Genomic DNA, 20,980 nt, shown 5'->3' with positions numbered 1-20,980 from the left:
AACTTCACTACTAATTATCGCCTGAATTGGGAAGCAAGCGATCGAGATAGCGAAACAAGAACAACCATAATGGGAGAGAGGCATGAATAACTATTAATCTTACCAAGTGACCCGCAGTCACAATTTCAACGTGATGACCTAATGCGAGGGATACCAAAATCATTTCTGCCGACCCTCCTGGCGCTGTGACTAGCATACAGGTGAGCCAATCCCACGGTGTCAGAAATGTAGTAATTCCTGCTGCTATAAATCCGACGGATATAGTCATGATTACGGGAATTAAAGCATATGCGATCGTTTTTTTATTTAAATTTGGTTTGCTCCCCCAATATTCGCCTATACTAATCCCTAAGAAAATTTGACCGATTAATCTGATTAAAAAAGGCGGTGTAAAATCAACATTAGCTAGAAATGGAAACAAGCCGATCGCATAATTAAACGTTACCCCAACTATTAACGCTCCAAAGAAGAACGGGGCGGGCACTTTCAAAATACTATTTATGCGAACCGATACGAATGTTAAAGTTAGCGATGAAACGAGCAATGATAAATTTAATGGCTCAAAACTAAAAGCTAGATTGGGAAAAACACTGACAGCAGTGTTGATGCTATTATCGGTCAATATTCTCGCCAATACAGGTATTAAAAATACCACTGTTGTAACACGTATAATTTGAACGAGTGCCACCTGCGCGGCATTCTTTTCATAATCGGCGGCAATGCTGGACATAATTCCTATACCGCCTGGAGTAGTCGCGAGCATTGCAGTTAGTATGTTTGTGTTGCTAATGCGCGAATAAATATAGCCGATCGCGCTCCCACTTGCCATGAGAAATAAAGCCACAAAAACAAATATTGGCAATTTAGAATAAAGCTCTGCGGTATCTCCATGAGCGATGGTAAATCCAATAACTAAACCTACAAGAGCTTGTCCTATTTTTCTAATTTTTTGATTTGGTTCTGCCGTTTCTTTGGAGAGAATGCTATAAGCAGTAAGTACCAACCCGCCTGCAACAATACCGCCAAAGATCCAAGCCACACCGCCGATGCGAAATCTCGCGAAGGCTACACCTACTGGCAAAGCAAAAATTAGTTCCAAACAAATAATTATTAATTTGCCGAAAATGGTTTTTTGCAGTGCCGAAATTTGTGCTGTTTGTCCGAAAATTAGATTTTTGTTTACCATTTAGTCCCACCTAGCGAGCAATGGAATATAGCCAAAAAATAGCAATTATGATTGGAGATGGCGATGAATAGACTTCACTTCGTATCGTTGTTGGATTCTCAGTTATAGGGCCGTTCGTCCGCCTCAGACCAAAGCGCTAGCATTTGGTATACGATACGAATTGTGTCAATATCAAGCTTACCTGAAGAAAGGGAAAGCGATCGCATCTCCATTGCATATAATCGCATAATTTGTTATCATAAATTATGGATAAAATTCATTATTGGCTCGATGCTTATAGGTGCGGGAGGCTCAAACGATCGTGCATCAATACCATTGGCTACTAAACGCGGGACTCCTATTCCCAACGAAAGGCGACGCGAACGTCCACCAGAGGCGCTCAAAGCCGCAATGCAAATCTGGACGCAAAAGTATCCTAACATTAGACTTAGATCGTTAACAGCAGTTTATAACTGCGTGGGCTTACCATTTGCGTCCCGACGCACCTGTATTGACCCAGAACACTTGAAAACGATCCTGAGAGAAGATGATTATCGTCGTTTATCTGGAGAACATGAAGTTGAGATTGGAGATTTAGTCCTTTATCGTCCTAACAAAGATGAATATTCCCATATTGCAGTAGTAGTAAAAAAAGAACCCAAAGTTATCAATGCTTCTTTTGAGATTACTGTTGTTAGTCAATGGGGTGCGGATGGCGAGTACATACACCTGATAGATGAAGTACCAGATTCCTACGGTACAATCAAGGAATTTTGGACAGACAGGAGGACAAGCCAGTGATCGAAAAACTTATGGATAAAATAGAAACTCATGAATTTGCTGCTCTTTTGAACGTAGCCAGCAGTTTTAAGGTTTTCTGCCGTGCAGCGTACAAAGAACAAGTGACAAAAGATTTAATCGAACAACTGCGAAACAATCCTAAAAATATTTGGTTGGTACTCAAAAGGTCTGTCGATCTTTCTCAAAAAGAAATCGATTCCGAGTATGAAAATCCTTGGGATACAGCTATGGCTGTTTACCTGTGGGCACTCAGTTTAATAAACTTAGAAGTAGCCCAAACAGCTGCTGGATTTGTTATTGAAGCACCAAATGGCTGGTGGTCTACAAAATTTGCAAACTTCCTTTTGGTAAATGAAAAAAACAGTCATAAAGCCAATTTTGAAAAATATACAATGTTTGAAACAACCAATAAAATTTCAGTTTATCAAACCGAATCAGAGATAGAACGTAACACAAAACATCTCAATGTCACGGCAAAACAAAAAAGAGTAGTTCGGCCTTCATTAACAGGCAATAATAAACGCTATAATACCAATAAATTTAAGTTGTAAACATGACACAATAGGCTATCGTATCTGTCTGTTGACTCAATGCTATGAATAGCGGGGAACTTATGATTAATTGTGTATGGGCGATGCTTTGTGAAAAAAGTATTATCAATCAGGAAACAGGAAATATCAGTCTCATTGAGGTAATGGAAGAAATTTTTGTACCGCCCCCACCTGAGTCTGAAGAAACTCTATTTTTAGCTTTAGCTTTTGAATTGGTTGTTTTTTGGAAAAAACAAGAATCATCTAACCAAGAGGATAAATATAAATTTAGACTTAAAATTGTTTCACCGTCAAAAAAAACTTTACTTGAAGGTGAAAGGGAAATTGATTTTACAGAAAATCTGAAAACTTTTACAGTGATTGCATTCGGTGGTCTTCCTGTTGCAGAAGCTGGCTTGTACGAGTTTCAGATACAGATGCCAAGCGATGCAGAAACACAATGGCAAAATGTTTCTGTAGTGCCCCTGGAAGTTAATTATGAGCCACAAGAAAACTTATAATGTTAAGGTATTCAGCTTACACTCCGGAAGTGATTGGGGTCTTGATGTATTCGGTAACGCCGATCAAAACGATCGGTGCGTAGGCGTTCCGCGATGAGGCGGTCTGTATGGAAAATGTCTAACGATCGCATATGAAAAAAATAACATTTAAGTAAGCGATCGCCAGCATAATAGAATGTATCTCACCCAGAGGACAAACTCATGGAAGCGATCGCACCTACTATCGAATCATACCGAGCTTTGGCACTCCAAGTCACCTGCCACGCAGTTAACCGCGCCAGTAATCGCGAAGAAGCGCGATCGCTAATGCAGGAATCGATCGCGCGATTAGAAAAACAAATCGCCGCTAGTATCGCCTTTATCGGATTTGACTGTAAACTAATAGTATTGCCCGAATATTTCCTCACAGGTTTCCCGATGGGAGAATCGCTGTCAATTTGGGCAGAAAAAGCTTGTCTGGAAATGAATGGCGCTGAGTACGAAGCACTCGGTAAAATCGCCCAAAAACAAAGTATATTTATCGCTGGCAATGCCTACGAACTCGACCCCAATTTTCCCGGTTTATACTTCCAAACTTGCTTTGTAATTGACCCATCCGGTGCGATCGTATTGCGCTATCGCCGGTTGAATTCAATGTTTGCTCCCACACCCCACGATGTCTGGGATAAGTATCTCGAATACTATGGTTTGGCAGGAGTTTTTCCCGTTGCCAAAACTGCGATCGGCAATTTAGCAGCAATCGCATCCGAAGAAATATTATATCCTGAAGTAGCGCGATGTTTGGCAATGTGGGGAGCGGAAATTTTTCTGCACTCCACATCGGAAGTATACGGAAATGCGCGATCGCCCAAAGAAGCCGCCAAAATTTCTCGCGCTGTCGAAAACATGGCATACGTAGTATCGGCAAATACAGCAGGAATTGTCAATACTGCCATTCCCGAATCCTCAACCGATGGCGGTTCTAAAATAATTGATTATCGAGGATTGGTATTATCTGAAACAGGTGCGGGAGAAAGTATGGCCGCATTTGCGGAAATCGACTTAGCTGCTTTGCGACGCTATCGCCGCCGTCCGGGATTGAATAACCTACTTTCCCGACAGCGGTTAGAATTGTATGCAGAAAGCTATCGACAGTCTCACTTTTACCCAGCTAATACTATGCTAGATAAAGAGGTCGATCGCAAACACTTTATCCAAACACAGATGCAGACGATCGAACGTTTAGCTAAACTTGGAATAATTTAATTGCCAATAACTGGTATAGGTCAGTAAAAATCATCTTACTACCAACTACCAATTACCGAGATTTGGCAATTCTTGAATTGAGTAACAGCCAAAATAAACCCAACGTATTAAACTGATGAAAGTTGCACTGATAACAGGCGGTACTCGCGGCATAGGTTTAAGCATTTCTAGGCAACTAGCGAGTAAAGGTTTCAATCTCATCCTGGGATATAATTCCAACCATGATGCTGCACTTACTGCAAAGGAAGAGTTAGAGCAATTTAACGTTAAAGTTGTACCAGTAGCTGGCAATATCAAAAAGCCGGAAACAGTTAACAACTTTTTCCAAGTGGTAGAAGAACACTTCCAGCGCCAACTAACCGCCTTTGTTCATGTAGCTGGGTACGCAATCCTCGCCAAACTTCCTCGAGGATTTACTTTTGAACAGTATGAAGACGCTCAGGAAATTTATCCTAAAACCTTTCTTCGGTGCATGGAAAAAGCTTTGAATTACATGACTGACGGACAAGGACGAGTGGTAGCCATTTCTTCTCATGGCGTCTACAATCCAAGTAAAGTATATGCCATGTCTGCACCTGCAAAAGCGGCAATGGAAGTACTGGCAAAGCACTATGCTCTCTCAGTAGCTCCGCGAGGAATTACTGTTAATATTGTTACTCCAGGCTACATTAAAACTCAGGCATGGGAAGGGTATCTAGCATCAGTTCCCTATATTGAAGACCTACCACCAAAAGCTACTCCTATGGGAAGATGGGGTCAGCCTGATGATGTGGCGACTTTGGTGGCTTTTTTGTGTTCGCAAGAGAGCGGATTTATCACAGGTCAAAACATTTATGTGGATGGTGGAATCGGACTTTCCTTGTTTTGGAACATTCATCAACTCAGTGAAAATCTTAACCTAGAGTAATCATTATATTGTTAGGCTGTCTGGCTCGGTTAGATTAAGTAGGATGGTTAAACAATTAGGATTTAAATCATGAATGAAAAACTAAGCGTTCGCAATCCTCGCACCGGCCAAATTGACTGCTGGATTTCACCACCAACACCAGACCAAATTGCCGACAAATGCGCCCAAATGCGCGAAGCACAAATCGCATGGCAGCAGGCAGGTGTGGAAAGAAGGATTGCGGCGATGCAGCAGTGGAAACAAGCCATTTTGTCCCAAAAAGAGCGATTGACTGAAGCTTTAGTCAACGACACCGGAAGATTGTCTGAGTCTGTAGTAGAAATCAACTCGGTTATTTCCACGATCGATCGCTGGTGTCGGGTAGCACCAGAATTATTGTTAGAGGATGAAAAAGCCACCGCAATTCCATTTATCCGCGTGCAAAGTCAACAAGTTCCCTATCAATTAGTTGGCGTCATCAGTCCTTGGAATTTTCCTCTCTTGCTTTCGACAATTGATACCATACCCGCATTGCTGGCAGGTTGTGCCGTCATAGTCAAGCCGAGCGAAATTGCTCCCCGCTTCATGCAACCTTTGTTAGAAACTATGGCATCTGTACCACAATTGCCCGATGTTTTAACTTTCATCGAAGGTGCTGGCGATACAGGTGCAGCCTTAATAGAATATGTAGATTTAGTCTGCTTTACTGGTAGTGTAGCTACAGGTCGAAAAGTAGGAGAAGCAGCAGCTAAGCGATTTATTCCTGCCTTTCTAGAATTGGGGGGAAAAGACCCGGCAGTTGTGTTAGAATCTGCCGATTTAGAATTGGCAACATCGGCGTTATTGTGGGGTTCAGTCGTCAATGCTGGGCAATCGTGCCTGTCTATTGAACGCATTTACGTTGCCGAATCTATTTTTGATAAATTTGTCGATCAACTGACAGAAAAAGCCAAACTTCTGCAAATATGCTATCCCGCTATTGACAGAGGAGAAATTGGCCCTATAATTGCAGAAAGACAAGCGACTATCATTGCCGAACACCTACGCGATGCTGTTGCAAAAGGCGCAGTTGTTCGCTGTGGTGGTGCGGTTGAAGAATTGGCAGGTGGTTTGTGGTGTCGTCCAACTGTACTAACCCAGGTCGATCGTTCCATGAAAGTGATGACGGAAGAAACTTTCGGCCCAATTATGCCTGTTATGTCATTTTCTACAATTGAGGAGGCGGTGCAACTGGCGAACGATACTATCTACGGACTCAGTGCAGCGGTTTTTGCAGGATCTCAAGAGGAAGCGATCGCACTGGCAAACCAAATTGATGCAGGCGCTATTAGCATCAACGATGCAGCATTGACAGCATTTATCCACGAAGGAGAAAAGAACTCCTTTAAATTTTCCGGCATGGGTGGATCGCGTATGGGTGCGGCTGCTATCGAGCGGTTTTTGCGAAAGAAAGCCTTTTTGAACAAAACTCAACCTATGCCCGATCCGTGGTGGTTTAAAAGTTAATTTAAAGCTACAATATGGCTGGATAATACATCAGGAATTGTGCAGTTAGTTAAAAAGAAAATATTATGATTTCGATCGAACAACCAATTCTCACGGAAGAAGATATAGCACAAAAAACAGTTAACGAGACGAATTTAGACGTCGAACAAAGCTTCAACTGGAAGCACTGCTGGTATCCGGTCGCCTTCATACAAGACCTGCCCAAAAACCGCCCTTATAGCTTTTCCCTTTACGACGAACCCTACGTCTTATTCAGAAACCAAGATAGCAAACTGATTTGTTTAACAGACCGTTGTCCCCATCGTGCGGCTAGACTCTCCGACGGACAAATAATTGATGGCAAGCTAGAGTGTTTGTACCACGGTTGGCAGTTTGGCATTGACGGTCAATGTCTGCACATTCCTCAGTTACCAGCAGATGCCAAAATTCCTGCTAAAGCTTGCGTGCGATCGTTTAAATTGGTGGAACGCCAAGGCATCGTCTGGATGTGGCCGGGAGAAACGGAAATTGCCCAAGAAGAAAGCATTCCTACTATACCAGATTTGGATAACCCGGAATTTGTCACCACTGACTATATGTGCGACCTTCCTCACGACCAATCTTATTTTATAGAAAATGTTCTTGACCCCGCTCATGCTCATATCAGCCATCATGGCAGTATCAGTAATCGAAAAAATGCCCAACCCCTGGAAATGGAAGTGATAGAAAGCTCCCATAAGGGGATTTTCGGTAGAATGCGGAATGCAGGAGATCCTAATAAACCTTGGACACCAGTCGATTTTGTGGCTCCCAACTTAGTGTATTACAGATTTAGCATCGAAGCGCGGGGTTGGTTTGGGGGAGTCGTTTTTTATTCAATTCCGCTAAGCCAAAATAGATGCAGAGTTTTGGTAAGAAATTATCGGAACTTCTTTACTTGGAAATTAAAGCTAACACCTCGCACCTTAGATCACTGGCTTCGCAGCAGAGTTTTAGAGGAAGATTTGCCACAAATTTTAGGAGAAAAAGCAGAAATTGAGAGGTTGGATAAACCTATGAAAGAAGTGTTTTTACCGCTCAAAACCTCGGACTTATTTGTCATCGAATACCGCAAATGGTTGGATAAATTTGGGATTTATTTACCCTTTTATCAGGGTTATGAGACCGCCAAACTGACTGACGACAGCAGCAAGTGTCACCAAGAGCCAGCGTTACAAGACAGATTTTCTCGGCACACACAGATCTGTAGTTCGTGCAATCGAGCTTATCAGGTTACAAACAAACTGAAACAAGCCGCAGTGGGGGTGGCGATCGCATTCGCAGCTTTAGGCATAGTCACAGATGGATTTGCGAGTACAATGGCAGTATCGGCTGCTCTGTTAGCAGTCGCCTTGGCAGTTGTCGCCGCTCAAGCCAAAACCAAATTTGAACGTTCTTACACCCGCCACTAATTTCTAATTTACTCATCTGAGGAAATCTAAAAAAGAGGTGTTAAAATGTCCGATCTCCGTGCAGGAATGCCAGTACTCGTCCGACACGAAGGCGATTGGGTAGGAACTTATACCCTTGTCGATATTGAAGGGAAGATTCTCGATCGGCACAAATCCCATTTAACCTGTCTGTTTCCCGCAGACGGCGATTATTCCTATTACCAAATTAATCGGTATGAGTGGCCTGATGGCAAAAAGGAAGAACATAAGTTTCCTGGCACATATCGGGATAAAAAGGTTTGGTTTGACACAGAACGCATAGAAGGAAAAGCATGGGAAGTAGACGATTCAACTATTATTCTGTGGTTTAGTTACAAGACTATTCCGAACGCTTACTTATACGAGATGATTCAGATTAGTCCGTGCAATAATTATCGATCGCGTACTTGGCATTGGTTCAAAGACGATCGACTTTTTCAACGCACTCTGATTCAAGAAGAACGGATGCAGCCATAACCGGACAAAAAACATCTTTTTGAGTGAGAAATAAAAATGATGAGTAAAGAAAACCTACCTCCTGTTTGGCATAGAGTCGGAAAACATGGGGTGTTTCCTGAAGCAAACCATGACGAAATTGCTCGTTATAACTTTTTGGCTAATTTGAATCGCTACTTAGCAACAGTTGTATCTCCTGGCAACAAGATTGCTTATGAAAAACGGGTTATTCCCAAGTTCCAAGCCGAATGCGATCGCGACTTTGAAACGCGAGAAGAAGTGAGTGAAGCCATGAAAAAAGACCCTCACTATCAAGCTTGGAGCGCCTTACGCAGATCTAGTATGGAAATGAGACAACAAGCCGGTCGATCGTTGGTATTGCGTCAAGCAAATGAACTTGCCGAAAAAGCAGAGCGTTTGAATCAAGGCAAAGATACTCTTAAACTCAATCCAGATTTGGAAATTCCCCATTATGTTCGAGTGGTAGATCATCACTGTATGCCAGGTAGTTATTACACAGAACTGATGGAGGGAGACGTAACAGCTGCGGCTAATTATGACTCCGGATTATTTGTAACAACAACTGGCTTACTGGGACGAATGAACGATGGCGGAGGTAGAGCGATTTCCCAGTGGCTGAAAACCGAGCATCCCGAATTTCAGCCCAAACGCATACTCGATATCGGTTGCGGATTGGGTCACAACGTAGTTCCCATCGCCCAAGCTTATCCCGATGCGGAAGTCATTGCTATTGATGTAGCCGCTCCTATGTTGAGATACGGACACGCTCGCGCTCAAGACTTGGGTGTAAATAACATCACCTTTATCCAGATGGATGGAGCGCATAGCGGATTTGCAGATCGATCGTTCGATTGGATTCAAACCACCATGTTTTTGCATGAAACTTCCTCCAAATCCCTCCACCGAATCGGAGAAGAAATTTATCGTATGCTCAAGCCAGGTGGTTTGACTCTTCATATCGAACAACCGCAATATACCGAAGATATGGAACTATACGAGCAATTTATCCGTGATTGGGATGCCTATTACAACAACGAACCATTTTGGTCTAAAATGCACGATTTAGATGTAAAAGAACTCCTAACCAAAGCGGGTTTTAAAGAGGAAGCATTCATCCAAATAGGCGTCAAAGCAGCCAATGACATAGCAGAAGGTCAACAAGCCGAGAAAACTGTAGAAGATTACGGTCGCTCGCCTATTTGGAATGTATTTGGCGCTTGGAAATAGTATTGTGAAGACAAATAATTATGGAAGCGATCGATCGCCTGTTATTAGCCAACAGTAAGAGTAAAGGAAAACGCCCCTATTTCTTTGACGATCCCGCCGTCGAACGGGTACTCAATATCACCCTGGCTGTAGCGATGGAACACGCAGTTACCCGCGAACGCTTGGATACTATAGAGCGCCTCCTGACCGCAAAAGGAATACTGAGTCGAGCCGAAATTGATACCTACGAACCCGATACAATAGCGGCTGAGGAACGCCAGCGATGGCAAGCGGAATACATCGCTCGTATCCTGCGGATTATTCAACAGGAACTGGAGGCTTTGGAGAATCCAGAAAATAACCGAGATGTAGAAGATATCGCAGAAGAACTAGGACGTACCTAACAATTACAATGACAACTCCAATTGAGCAAATTGATAGCTTTTATCGATCTATTGTTGGCAAACAGGTAGAGCGGATTTGTGAGAATTACGTTTCTAATGAAGATACTTATGTTTTTGTAGAAGGCCCTCGCTACTCTACGCTTGGCTATAGCAATATTTCCAAAGGATGGCGAGATTTTTGCGATTCTTCGCTGAATTTGGCAAAAATTGAGTGGGTAGAAGGCCCCTTTACTGAAGAATCCGAAGATTTGGCTTGGGTAGCAGGAATGGTGCTGCTAACAGTAACTGTAAAAGGTCAACTGGTAAAACAAACCTTTCGGGCAACTTTTGTCCTTCGGAAAAATGAAGCAGGTTGCTGGCAAATTCGGCACGAACATCTTTCCGCGCCGCTAAGTGACCCTTATGGCATCGGAGATTGGTTAAAAAAGAATTCTTAGCGATAAACTTTGTTTCTAAAAAGGTAAGAATTTAGATCGATCGCATTAGTTCGTGTTGAATATCCCGCAGTTCTAGAAACTAACGCTATGTTGAGGAAAGAGTTACAATGACACAAACAAAACCGAATACGATCGAAGTTGCCCAGCAAGCATTTAAGCACTTATCTCACGGTTTGGCAACAGGTGACTGGAACCAACTTGTAGATATGCTCACCGATGATTTTACTTTTTGGTTCCCAGTCGGGCCATTTCACGGCTTGAATATGGGTAAAGATAGGGTTCGTGAATTCTTTCAGTATGTTTCTGAAAGTTTCAGCGAAGGAATTACAATTACTTCTGTAGAACGCATCACCAGCAACGAGACTACTGTTGTTTTTGAGTTCCGCGATGAAGGAAAGTTGCGGGGTGAACCTTACAAAAATCGGGTAGCTATTTCTCTCGATATTCGAGGAGATAAAATTTGTGCCTATCGCGAATATTTTGGCAGCGATGGTAAATCGTACTAACTATAATGATTGATGGGTGATGTTTATCCCCATCTTCTCTGCGAACGTTATGATGGAGTTGTCGCAGCATAAAAATATGTTTAGGTAAAAGTTGTGTTCGCCAAAAGAAAATCTTCCTATTTTTTAATCTTTACTTATTTATTTTTACTACCTTTGCCTGGATTGAGAGTTTTAGCTGAAGAATTACCCGATCGCCAAATAGCACCGCAGCTACTATCTCAAACGGAAAATCCCAAGCAAACAGAAGCAAAGCGCCTTTACCAACAAGGTTTAGAGCAAGTTAATGCCAATCAATTCGAGGCGGCTTTGCCATCTTTTCAACAAGCTTTGACTATATATAGAGAAATAGGCGATCGCAAAGGCGAATGGGACGCTTTGTTCGGTTTGGGATTAGCTTACTCTGGTACGGGAAACAAAGCTAAAGCAGTTGATACCTATCAACAAACTTTGAATATAGCACAAACAATTAAAAACCGCCAATTAGAGTGGCAATCACTTAACGCGCTAGGAACAATTTACGCTGCTGTTAACGAAATTACTAAAGCAATTGAGTACCATCAGCAAAGTTTGGTGTTGGCGCGAGAAATTAAAGACAGCCTGAAAGAATGGTTTTCTCTCAACGCCTTGGGTGGAGTTTATCTTAATTTGGGAGAAACTGGTAAAGCAATTGAATACTATCAACAAGGTTTGACTCTATCGCGTTCTACTCCTCGCTCATTTGGAGAGGAAATCAGTTTGAGAAATCTGCGTCAAGCTTGTTCGGCGTTGGCGGGTGATACTAAAGCGAGATATGAACAACAGTGTTTAGCCGTTACTCAGCAAGCGGGAGAAAATCAAGCCAGTCAAGCAGCAGGAGAAAATCCAGAAGAACGTGCTTTACAATCTCTCAAAGAAGGACAGCAGTTATTACTGCAAAAAACTAAAGAATCTTTACCACAAGCGATCGCTAAATTTGAAGAAGCTTTGTCAATTGTTAGGAGTTCGGGCAATTCCTCCTTTAAACAATTGGAAGCCATTGCCTTAATTGGCATAGGTTCGGCTTACGATAGTTTGGGCGAAAAGCAGAAAGCGATCGACTATTTCAACCAAGTGCTATCCCTTTCTCCCACATTAGGAAATCGCCAAATTGAAGCTAATGCAAAATCTAGCATCGCTGCGGTTTATTCGGACTTAAGCCAGTATCAACAAGCACTAGAATATTATAACCAAGTGCTGCCGATATATCGAGAAATAGACGATCGCTTAGGACAAGCCATCATTCTCGATCGCATCGGTCAAGTTTACTACGAGCGCGGCGAATACCAACAGGCGCTGCAATTCTACAACCAATCGCTCCCCATTTCGCAAGACTTGGGCGACCCCACCAGAGTGGCGATCGTTCTCGGCGATATCGGCTTGGTTCACTCCGCCTTGGGTGAGTATCAAAAAGCACTCGATTATTACAATCAAGCATTGCCCAGCGTACAAAAAGGAAACGATCGTACTAATCAAGCCGCCATATTTGACAACATCGGTACAGTTTACTTCTTTTTAGGTCAACCGCAAAAAGCCCTCACCTATTTTAACCAAGCGCTGACCCTGGAAGAAGAATTAGGCGATCGATCTAAAGTAGCCACTACCTTAGTTAACATAGCTACAGTTTACTCCAATCTAGGTCAAAATCAAAAAGCATTAGATTCCTACGATCGAGGGCTGTCAATTGTGCAAAGTTTAGGCGATAAAGCTAAAGAAGCAACCTTCCAGAGTAACATCGGTGCAGTCTATTTTGATTTAGGGCAAAATCAAAAGGCGATCGAATTTTACGAGCGAGCTATTTCTCTTGCTCGCGAAGTAGGAAATCGCTTAGAAGAAGCTAGCACCCTCGGCAAATTGGGACAAGTTTATTACGATTTGCAAGAATATCCCAAAGCGACAGAATACTTGCAGCAAAGTTTGAAGATAGTGCGAGAAATAGGCGATCGCAGAATCGAAGGAATGCTTCTCAATCATCTTGGTAGAGTTCAGTTTGCCACAGGCAAGTTTGCCGAAGCTGAAAAAACATTTCTAGATGGCATTAAAGTTTGGGAATCAATTAGGGCTGCTTTAGGTAGTAACGATATCAACAAAATCTCTATTTTTGAAGAACAAGCAGTTACCTATCGCCTCGCCCAAAAAGCTTTAATTGCTCAGAATAAAACCGACGCCGCCTTGGAAATTTCCGAACGGGGACGCGCCAGAGCATTTGTCGAATTATTGGCAGGAAGGATAACTGCACAATCTGCCCAAGCAAATATCCTTCCTCCCACAATTGCAGATATTAAAAAAGTAGCAAAAGAGCAGAACGCCACCATCATCGAATATTCGATTATTTACGACGATCTCAAAATCAGACAGCAAGCAAATGCCTACGAAATTTCCCCAGACCAACTGCGACCGCAACCCCACGAATCAGAACTTTTGATTTGGGCGATTAAACCTACTGGAGAAATAGCATTCCGCAAAGTAGACCTGAAATCGATTAACGCAAACCGAGGCAGATTGCCCAGATTTCAAGACCTCGTTTCCAGCAGTCGGACTCAGCTTGGTGTGAGAGGTCGCGGCATAGCGATTGCGGCTAGAGTAGATGAAAATCGGCAAAGTTTGCCAACGGGAAAACCGCTACCGGAATTACAGCAACTTCACCAAATACTGATCCAACCTATCGCCGATTTATTGCCAAAAAATGCCAACGATCGCGTCATCTTCATTCCTCAATGCGAGTTATTTTTAGTGCCTTTCGCCGCTTTGCAAGATAACTCCGGCAAATACCTGATCGAGCAACATACAATTATCACAGCACCTGCAATTCAGGTACTCGATTTAACCCATAAACAACGAAACAAAACCCAAAATTTAAACGCCGATATGCAAACTGCGGTAGTAGTAGGAAATCCTACTATGCCAAAAATTGGCAACCCACCCCAACAGCTACCCAGCTTACCGGGTGCGGAACAAGAAGCAAAAGACATCGCCGCACTTTTAAATACCCAACCTTTAATTGGCAAAGATGCTACCAAGGCAGCTATTTTGCAAAAGTTACCGCAAGCCAAATTAATTCATTTTGCGACACACGGGTTATTAGATGATTTTCAGGGATTGGGTGTACCGGGTGCAGTTGCTCTTTCGCCATCCTCCCAGGATAACGGTTTGCTCACCGCATCGGAAATTCTGGATTTAAAATTAAACGCCGAATTAGTTGTCCTGAGTGCGTGCGATACTGGTAGAGGTCGCCTTACCGGAGATGGCGTGATTGGATTATCGCGATCGCTCATTGTCGCAGGCGTTAAGAGTGCGATCGTCTCTTTGTGGTCAGTACCCGACGCACCAACTGCTTCCTTGATGACCGATTTTTATCGCAATTTGCAACAAAATCCCGACAAAGCCCAAGCATTGCGAAATGCCATGTTAAACGCCATCAAAAAATATCCAAATCCGAGAGATTGGGCAGCTTTCACTCTCATCGGCGAAGCAGAGTAATAACGCAAGTTGCTAGTTATTAATTGTGAGTCAGTAGGGTATGTCAGAAAGCATATTTTTCGCGGTAATCATTAATTTTATCGCTTTGGCGCACCCACTTAATCTAACGCCCCAGATATTGCGCTCCGGTTTACCCTGTCACGAGAAAGTTTATTGTTCGATCGATAGGAGCCGTGCTACACTTTTTATCAATATAGAAAGAAGTTTCAACCTATGAATCCCATCGTTGAAATTAGCGAAAATGGCGCATTATATTTGCCTAGAGAGATTTTAGAAGCGATCGAACCTAACAAACGCTTCGTTGTTGAAGTGAATAATAAAAGGCTGATTCTGTATCCAGAAAAGGAAGATAAACCATTTTGGGCAACTGCCACACTTAAAGAACGAGCAGAACGTTTGATACAATGGGCAGAAAGCCACAAAGATGGGCCTAACCTACCTGATGCGGCTCTAAGTCGAGAAAATATGTACGATTGATGACTGACTATCTTCTAGATACCAATATCTTGCTACGGATGAGCGATAGCAACTCTCCCGTTCATCTGCTTGCAACCAGAGCAACTGCAAATCTAATTAAGCAAGGGCATCAAGTTTATATCACGAGCCAAAATATTGTTGAATTCTGGGTCGTTGCTACTCGTCCGATTGAAGTAAATGGGTTAGGATGGACTGTTGAAAAAACTTCTACAGAAGTAGAAGAACTGTTAAATCAGTTTCCGTTACTTGAGGAAAACCCGCTCATATTTACGCACTGGCTGAATTGCGTAACTACCAATAACGTTAAGGGAAAACGAGTACACGATGTCAGGTTAATTGCGGTAATGTTAGCACACAATATAACTCATTTACTCACCTTTAATACGGATGATTTTATAGGAATAGAAGGGATTGCGATCGTGCATCCACAAACAGTCATAGAAACTGAATCAGTAAGAGCAGACAACAAGCATTATTTTTGGCATAAATTCCGATTTAAACTCACATCTGATTTCATCGAATCGCGCCTCATCGCCAATCCCGATCGACAAAAGCTTGTAATGAACATTAGGAAGATGGTAACTTCTAAAAGCCACTTGGATGCAGGCGCTTAACTCGATCGCATTATGAAACGTTCCTTCATCACCCTCCCTCTCAGCTTAATCCTACTGGAATCGGCTTTTCCAGTCGCCCTAGCCGCACCACCCAGACAGCCAGATAAAACCGTAGAATGCGAAATCCTGGTAATTGGCGGCGGACTTGCGGGTGCTGCGGCTGCTTACGAAGGATTGCTAGCGGGGAAAACCGTTTGTCTGACGGAAATCACCGACTGGGTGGGAGGACAAGTTTCATCGCAAGGTGTTTCGGCTTTGGATGAACGCACTACCCAACGCCAAAGGCAATTCTTTTCGCGTGGATATCTGGAATTGCGAGAACGAATTAAACGCAAGTATGGAAAACTCAATCCCGGCGAGTGTTGGGTAAGTGTAGCTTGTTTTATTCCCAGCGACGGTCACAAATTTGTTTTTTCTATGTTGGAAAATGCCGAGAAACGAGGTAGAGGTAAATTGAAATGGTTTCCTTCTACTGTTGTGAAAGAATTGGGAATTACCCCCCCTAACCCCCCCGTCTACGGGGGGGGACAAGAAGGAAATGGGAAATTAATTGAAAGTGCGATCGCCATCCAACACAATCCCGCCAAAAACACACCACCGCTAAACACCGAACCTCTATCCCAGACGATCGAAGACGCTTATCGCTACGAAAATTCGTCTCGATTTGACAAAACAATTATCCGTTTCTTGCCTTTAAAACGTACTAAAAAATCCCAGACAACCCAGCCAACAAATTGGTACGTTCTCGACGCCACAGAAACAGGAGAAATTATCGCCCTTGCAGATGTTCCCTACCGACTCGGTATCGATCCGCGTTCTTATTTAGAACCTTCTGGTGCAAACGATACAGGCGATCCTTATTGCACCCAAGGATATACTTATACATTTGCAATGGAGGCAACCAAAGAACCGCAAACTCACCAAATGCCTCCCTTTTATTCCCGTTACAGTCCTTACTACAGTTTCGAGGCAAAACGATTTAACTTTGCATCAATTTTCACATACCGACGCATTTGGAGTAACCCAAATGCACCAAAAGAATTAAAAATCAGAAGCCGAGAAACTTTCGGTGTAACACCTCCCAAACCGGGAGATATTTCCATGCAAAATTGGACTTGGGGGAACGATTATCGACCGGGAACTTCTCAGGATAACCTTATATATACTCGCGAACAATTGCAAACATTAGGTCAGTTACAACCGTCCGGATGGATGGGAGGATTGCGAGTAGAAAGTTTGCGCGGTGGAGAAGAACTATCCCAAGGTTATTTTTACTGGTTGGTCGCAGGTACAACCGATTCACAACTCGGCGATGGTGTCAAGCAACCGCACCCGAACAACCGCTATCTTACCGGATTAAATTCGCCGATGGGAACAGTTCACGGTTTATCGAAATATCCATATATAAGAGAAGGGAGAAGAATTATTGGCAGACCCGCGTGGGGACATCCCGAAGGCTTTACATTGTGGGAAGTCGATATTTCTCGAAAAAACTTTCGCGAGGATTATTATCGCAATAACCTATCAACAGAACAGTATCGCCGCTTGTGGGCATTATTGAGTGGTTTGAATGCAACTGCCGTAATTCGAGAAGCTTTGTCTCCAGAACAAGTGAAAGAGCGATCGCGATCGGCAATTTATCCCGATTCTGTAGGCATCGGTCACTATACAATAGACTTTCACCCCTGTTTAGCCAAAAGTCCCCCAGAAACTCCCGGCAACCAGGGATATCCCAACGAAGCGATGGCAGCATCTCAATCTTATCCCTTCCAAATACCCCTACGCGCAATGATTCCCCAAAAAATTGATAATATGCTAATCGCTGGCAAAAGTATTGCCACCAGTCACTCAGCAGCAGCAGCATACCGAGTGCATTCCTTTGAATGGTCAGTTGGTGCAGCCGCCGGTACCACAGCAGCCTTTGCCTTAGAAAATAATCTCATGCCTTACCAACTCGTCGAACAACTTCCCCGCCAACAACCACAACTCGAAGCCTTACAAAGACGCCTCCAACAAAATGGCAACCCCACCGCCTTTCCCGACACCTCAATATTTAACGAATTTGGCAAAAACTGGCAGTAAATTAGGGATTAGGGGTTAGGGAAAGAGGGGAATAGTAATTGTAAACGATCGATGAAATCCTCTCTTTTATCTCTTCCTTCTTCTCTTCACTAGCAGCAATTACCTAAAAATTCGCCATCTTATCTGCGTTAATCTGCGTTAATCTGCCTACATCTGCGGTTAAATTTTAACTAACGATTCCAACAGACAATTCAGGACATCATTGATATACCACCGACGCTACCAGACACGATAATAGGAGTTGAACAAAAATAACCATGAAACGCATACTAACCACCATCACCCTCAGCTTAATTTTCCTAGAATCAGCTTTTCCATTAGCCCTAGCCGCACCACCAAGACAACCAGATAAAACAGAAGAATGCGAACTTCTAATAGTTGGAGGCGGACTTTCCGGTTCCGCCGCCGCCTACGAAGCTTTGCTAGCAGGAAAAACCGTTTGCCTAACAGAAATTACCGACTGGGTAGGCGGACAAATTTCTGCCCAAGGAACCGCCGCACTAGACGAAAGACCGACTCAGAGGAAACTTTTATATTATCCTCGCGGCTATTTAGAACTTCGCCAACGCATTGAACAACATTACAAACGCCTCAATCCCGGTAAATGTTGGGTAAGCGAATCTTGTTTTCTGCCTCGTGACGGACACAAACTTTTATTTGGCATATTAAAGGATGCGGAAGATCGCGGTAATGGTAAGCTGAAATGGTTTCCCTCTACAGTAATTAAGGAACTGGAAATTAGTGGAGATGGAAAAATAATTCAAAGTGCTGTAGCGATTCAACACCGTCCGGCGAAAAACGCACCACCCCTAAATACTCTGCCTTTATCTCAGACGATCGAAGACAGCTATCGCTACGAAAATTCAGCCCAATTTGACAAATCTATTATCCGCTTCGTACCCAAAAAATCGAGAAAATCTGCCCAAAAACCAAAACCAGCCGATTGGTTTGTCATCGAAGCTACGGAAACCGGCGAATTAATTGGACTGGCTGATATTCCCTACCGTTTGGGTATCGATCCTCGTTCCGTTTTGGAACCTTCTTCTGCTAGCGAAAAAGGCGATGCTTACTGCACGCAAGGCTTTACTTATACCTTTGCAATGCAGGCAACTAAAGAACCGCAAAATCACACGCTGCCCTCATTTTACTCTCAATATGCGCCATACTACAGCTATGAATTGCAGCGATTAGCTAGTTTCCCTCTCGTTTTCACTTATCGCCGCATTAAAAGTGTCAAACCAGATCGAAAATTGGGAACTAATCCCAGAGAATATCCGATCGATCCTGGCGACATTTCCATGCAAAACTGGACTTGGGGTAACGATTACCGTCCGGGAACATCGCAAGATAACTTTATCTATACTCGCGAACAGTTGCAAGAGAGCGGTCAGCTACAACCGGGTGGATGGATGGGTGGATTGCGGACGGAAACTCTTCGCAAAGGTGAGGAAAATGCGATCGGCTATTTTTACTGGCTGGTAACAGGGACTACCGACTCACAACTGGGCGATAATGTCAAGAAACCATACCCAAATAACCGCTTTCTCACTGGTTTAAATGCCCCAATGGGAACCGCACACGGTCTATCGAAGTATCCATATATACGCGAAGGACGCCGCATTATCGGACGCCCCAGCTTCGGTCAGCCGGAAGGTTTTACAGTGTGGGAAATTGATATTTCTCGGAATAATTTTCGCGATGATTATTACCGCAATAATCTGTCAGCAGAAGAATATCGCCGTTTGTGGGCAATTTTGTCTGGTATAAATGCGCCATCCGTACTCGCAGATGTTCTATCTCCGGCAGATGTGAAACCGCGATCGCGTGCCTTTATTTTCCCCGATTCTGTCGGCATCGGTCACTATGCGATCGACTTCCATCCCTGCATGGCCCAAAGCCCACCAGAAGCCCCAGGTAACAAAGAACGCGAAGGAACAAGGAAAGGTCAAGGTCAAGCTTATCCGTTCCAAGTACCCCTACGCGCAATGATTCCTCAGAAAATCGACAATATGCTAGTTGCAGGGAAAAGCATTGCCACCAGCCACACCGCCGCCGCCGCCTATCGAGTACACTCCTTTGAATGGTCGGTGGGTGCAGCAGCCGGAACTACAGCCGCTTTTGCTCTCGAAAACGGTATTCTACCATATGAATTGGTCGATCGACTCCCCCAACCAGAACCGCAACTAGAAGCTTTGCAACGCCGTCTCGATCGTAACGGCAATCCTACAGCTTTCCCCAATACCTCGATTTTCAATACAAGACAAGATTGGCAGTGATTAAAGGGGCTAGGGCGTCGGGGTTAGGGCGTCGGGAAGAGGGAGAGGAAAAAGGGAAAAGATTAATTCTCTCGCTCCCCCACTCCCCCACTCCCCCACTCCCCCACTCCCCCACTCACTTCGCATTAAGATAGATTAGTAAATTGTTGTTTCAGATTGTTAAGTTTTTCGGTAACTGACCGAAAAAAAGGGCTTCAAGCCTCCCCTTTCAAGGGGAATCATCAAAAAAATTCTCGCTTATTTCAAGCTCTGTTCTTTCAAAGCCCAGCCAATCCCAAATCCAAAATCCAAAATCCAAAATCGAATGACCTATGGCGAATGCACCCATTATAGCTCCTGAAAAATCCAGTCAAGTTACCCGCAAGCCTTACCCAAATTACAAGGTAATCGTGCTGGATGATGATTTCAACACATTTCAGCACGTTCACGATTGCTTGGTAAAATATATCCCAGGGATGACGAGCGATCGCGCTTGGGAGCTCACGAATCAGGTACACTATGAAGGTCAAGCCATCGTCTGGGTTGGCCCCCAAGAGCAAGCGGAACATTACCACCAACAACTGTTGCGGGCGGGACTCACTATGGCTCCCCTAGAGGCAGCATAAATATGAGCAATCCCACCTATGGCCGCGTCGTTCTCAATCATTCTACTCATATTACCGGCTTAATTCCTATTCTGGAAAAGCTAACTAAACATCCCGGTATTCAAACTATTACACCAGCAGTGATTGGCAGAGCAAGAGGTCACTGCCCAAAATTGCAATTAAAAATATCCGTGCCTATTCGCGGCGGTTTTAAATTAATAGCGCGACATGGCAAAACTGTTCAAGAAGTTTTTATCATTACCAGCTGTCAACAGAACGAATTGGAGGATGCGATCGCTCAAGTCATTAAATAGTTTATC

Annotated in this window: 20 protein-coding genes; 19 read left to right on the top strand and 1 reads right to left on the bottom strand. The window is 43.6% G+C overall.

Features of this window, described 5'->3' with window-relative positions:
- Positions 1 to 10: 10 nt before the first annotated feature.
- A complete protein-coding gene (locus tag ACE1CD_RS18865; protein ID WP_374826019.1) occupies positions 11 to 1,186 on the bottom strand; it encodes an AbrB family transcriptional regulator in 1,176 nt (391 codons plus the stop codon).
- Positions 1,187 to 1,348: 162 nt separating this feature from the next.
- On the opposite strand from ACE1CD_RS18865, the gene ACE1CD_RS18860 reads away from it, so the two are divergent.
- From ACE1CD_RS18860 to ACE1CD_RS18770, 19 genes are all read left to right on the top strand, one after another.
- A complete protein-coding gene (locus ACE1CD_RS18860) occupies positions 1,349 to 1,966 on the top strand; it encodes a hypothetical protein (protein ID WP_374826018.1) in 618 nt (205 codons plus the stop codon).
- Positions 1,963 to 2,517, top strand: a complete 555-nt coding sequence (locus tag ACE1CD_RS18855; RefSeq protein ID WP_374826017.1) for a hypothetical protein — start codon at positions 1,963 to 1,965, stop codon at positions 2,515 to 2,517. The genes ACE1CD_RS18860 and ACE1CD_RS18855 overlap by 4 nt, the downstream gene beginning before the upstream one ends.
- Before the next feature lie 44 nt (positions 2,518 to 2,561).
- Entirely contained in the window at positions 2,562 to 3,017 is a 456-nt protein-coding gene (locus ACE1CD_RS18850; protein ID WP_374826016.1) for a hypothetical protein, read from the top strand.
- A 201-nt stretch (positions 3,018 to 3,218) separates the two neighbouring features.
- On the top strand, positions 3,219 to 4,262 hold the full coding sequence (locus ACE1CD_RS18845; protein ID WP_374826015.1) for a nitrilase-related carbon-nitrogen hydrolase: 1,044 nt from the start codon (positions 3,219 to 3,221) through the stop codon (positions 4,260 to 4,262).
- Between the two features lie 115 nt (positions 4,263 to 4,377).
- Entirely contained in the window at positions 4,378 to 5,169 is a 792-nt protein-coding gene (locus ACE1CD_RS18840) for an SDR family NAD(P)-dependent oxidoreductase (protein WP_374800778.1), read from the top strand.
- A gap of 69 nt (positions 5,170 to 5,238) precedes the next feature.
- A complete protein-coding gene (locus ACE1CD_RS18835) occupies positions 5,239 to 6,654 on the top strand; it encodes an aldehyde dehydrogenase family protein (protein WP_374800780.1) in 1,416 nt (471 codons plus the stop codon).
- Between the two features lie 65 nt (positions 6,655 to 6,719).
- Complete coding sequence (locus tag ACE1CD_RS18830) at positions 6,720 to 8,084, top strand: Rieske 2Fe-2S domain-containing protein (protein ID WP_374826014.1); 1,365 nt, start codon at positions 6,720 to 6,722, stop codon at positions 8,082 to 8,084.
- Between the two features lie 45 nt (positions 8,085 to 8,129).
- Positions 8,130 to 8,579: a DUF3598 family protein gene (locus ACE1CD_RS18825; protein ID WP_374800784.1), complete on the top strand. Its 450-nt coding sequence runs from the start codon at positions 8,130 to 8,132 to the stop codon at positions 8,577 to 8,579.
- 36 nt (positions 8,580 to 8,615) lie between these two features.
- The gene (locus tag ACE1CD_RS18820) at positions 8,616 to 9,806 is read left to right on the top strand and encodes a class I SAM-dependent methyltransferase (RefSeq protein ID WP_374800786.1); all 1,191 of its coding nucleotides are present in this window, start codon (positions 8,616 to 8,618) and stop codon (positions 9,804 to 9,806) included.
- A 20-nt stretch (positions 9,807 to 9,826) separates the two neighbouring features.
- Complete coding sequence (locus ACE1CD_RS18815) at positions 9,827 to 10,189, top strand: hypothetical protein (protein ID WP_374800788.1); 363 nt, start codon at positions 9,827 to 9,829, stop codon at positions 10,187 to 10,189.
- 8 nt (positions 10,190 to 10,197) lie between these two features.
- Positions 10,198 to 10,626 carry a YybH family protein gene (locus tag ACE1CD_RS18810; protein WP_374800790.1) on the top strand — a complete coding sequence of 143 codons (429 nt, stop codon included), beginning with the start codon at positions 10,198 to 10,200 and terminating at the stop codon, positions 10,624 to 10,626.
- Positions 10,627 to 10,733: 107 nt separating this feature from the next.
- On the top strand, positions 10,734 to 11,132 hold the full coding sequence (locus ACE1CD_RS18805) for a nuclear transport factor 2 family protein (RefSeq protein ID WP_374826013.1): 399 nt from the start codon (positions 10,734 to 10,736) through the stop codon (positions 11,130 to 11,132).
- A 93-nt stretch (positions 11,133 to 11,225) separates the two neighbouring features.
- Positions 11,226 to 14,627 (top strand): tetratricopeptide repeat protein, encoded by a 3,402-nt coding sequence (locus tag ACE1CD_RS18800; RefSeq protein WP_374826012.1) that lies wholly within the window; start codon positions 11,226 to 11,228, stop codon positions 14,625 to 14,627.
- A 213-nt stretch (positions 14,628 to 14,840) separates the two neighbouring features.
- A complete protein-coding gene (locus tag ACE1CD_RS18795) occupies positions 14,841 to 15,104 on the top strand; it encodes a hypothetical protein (protein WP_374800796.1) in 264 nt (87 codons plus the stop codon).
- Positions 15,104 to 15,718, top strand: a complete 615-nt coding sequence (locus ACE1CD_RS18790; protein ID WP_374826011.1) for a type II toxin-antitoxin system VapC family toxin — start codon at positions 15,104 to 15,106, stop codon at positions 15,716 to 15,718. The genes ACE1CD_RS18795 and ACE1CD_RS18790 overlap by 1 nt, the downstream gene beginning before the upstream one ends.
- Positions 15,719 to 15,730: 12 nt before the next feature.
- A complete protein-coding gene (locus tag ACE1CD_RS18785) occupies positions 15,731 to 17,800 on the top strand; it encodes an FAD-dependent oxidoreductase (RefSeq protein WP_374826010.1) in 2,070 nt (689 codons plus the stop codon).
- A 257-nt stretch (positions 17,801 to 18,057) separates the two neighbouring features.
- Entirely contained in the window at positions 18,058 to 20,076 is a 2,019-nt protein-coding gene (locus tag ACE1CD_RS18780; protein ID WP_374826009.1) for an FAD-dependent oxidoreductase, read from the top strand.
- Positions 20,077 to 20,387: 311 nt separating this feature from the next.
- A complete protein-coding gene (clpS, locus tag ACE1CD_RS18775) occupies positions 20,388 to 20,681 on the top strand; it encodes an ATP-dependent Clp protease adapter ClpS (protein WP_190473271.1) in 294 nt (97 codons plus the stop codon).
- Between the two features lie 2 nt (positions 20,682 to 20,683).
- Positions 20,684 to 20,974, top strand: coding sequence for a DUF2103 domain-containing protein (locus tag ACE1CD_RS18770; RefSeq protein ID WP_374826008.1), 291 nt, complete (start codon positions 20,684 to 20,686; stop codon positions 20,972 to 20,974).
- Positions 20,975 to 20,980 lie beyond the last annotated feature (6 nt).

The organism is Aerosakkonema sp. BLCC-F183, from assembly GCF_041929145.1.
In the GTDB taxonomy this organism is placed as follows: Bacteria; Cyanobacteriota; Cyanobacteriia; order Cyanobacteriales; family Aerosakkonemataceae; genus Aerosakkonema.
Note: the sequence above shows the minus strand (reverse complement) of the source record. Positions and strands in the feature narration are given on the sequence as shown.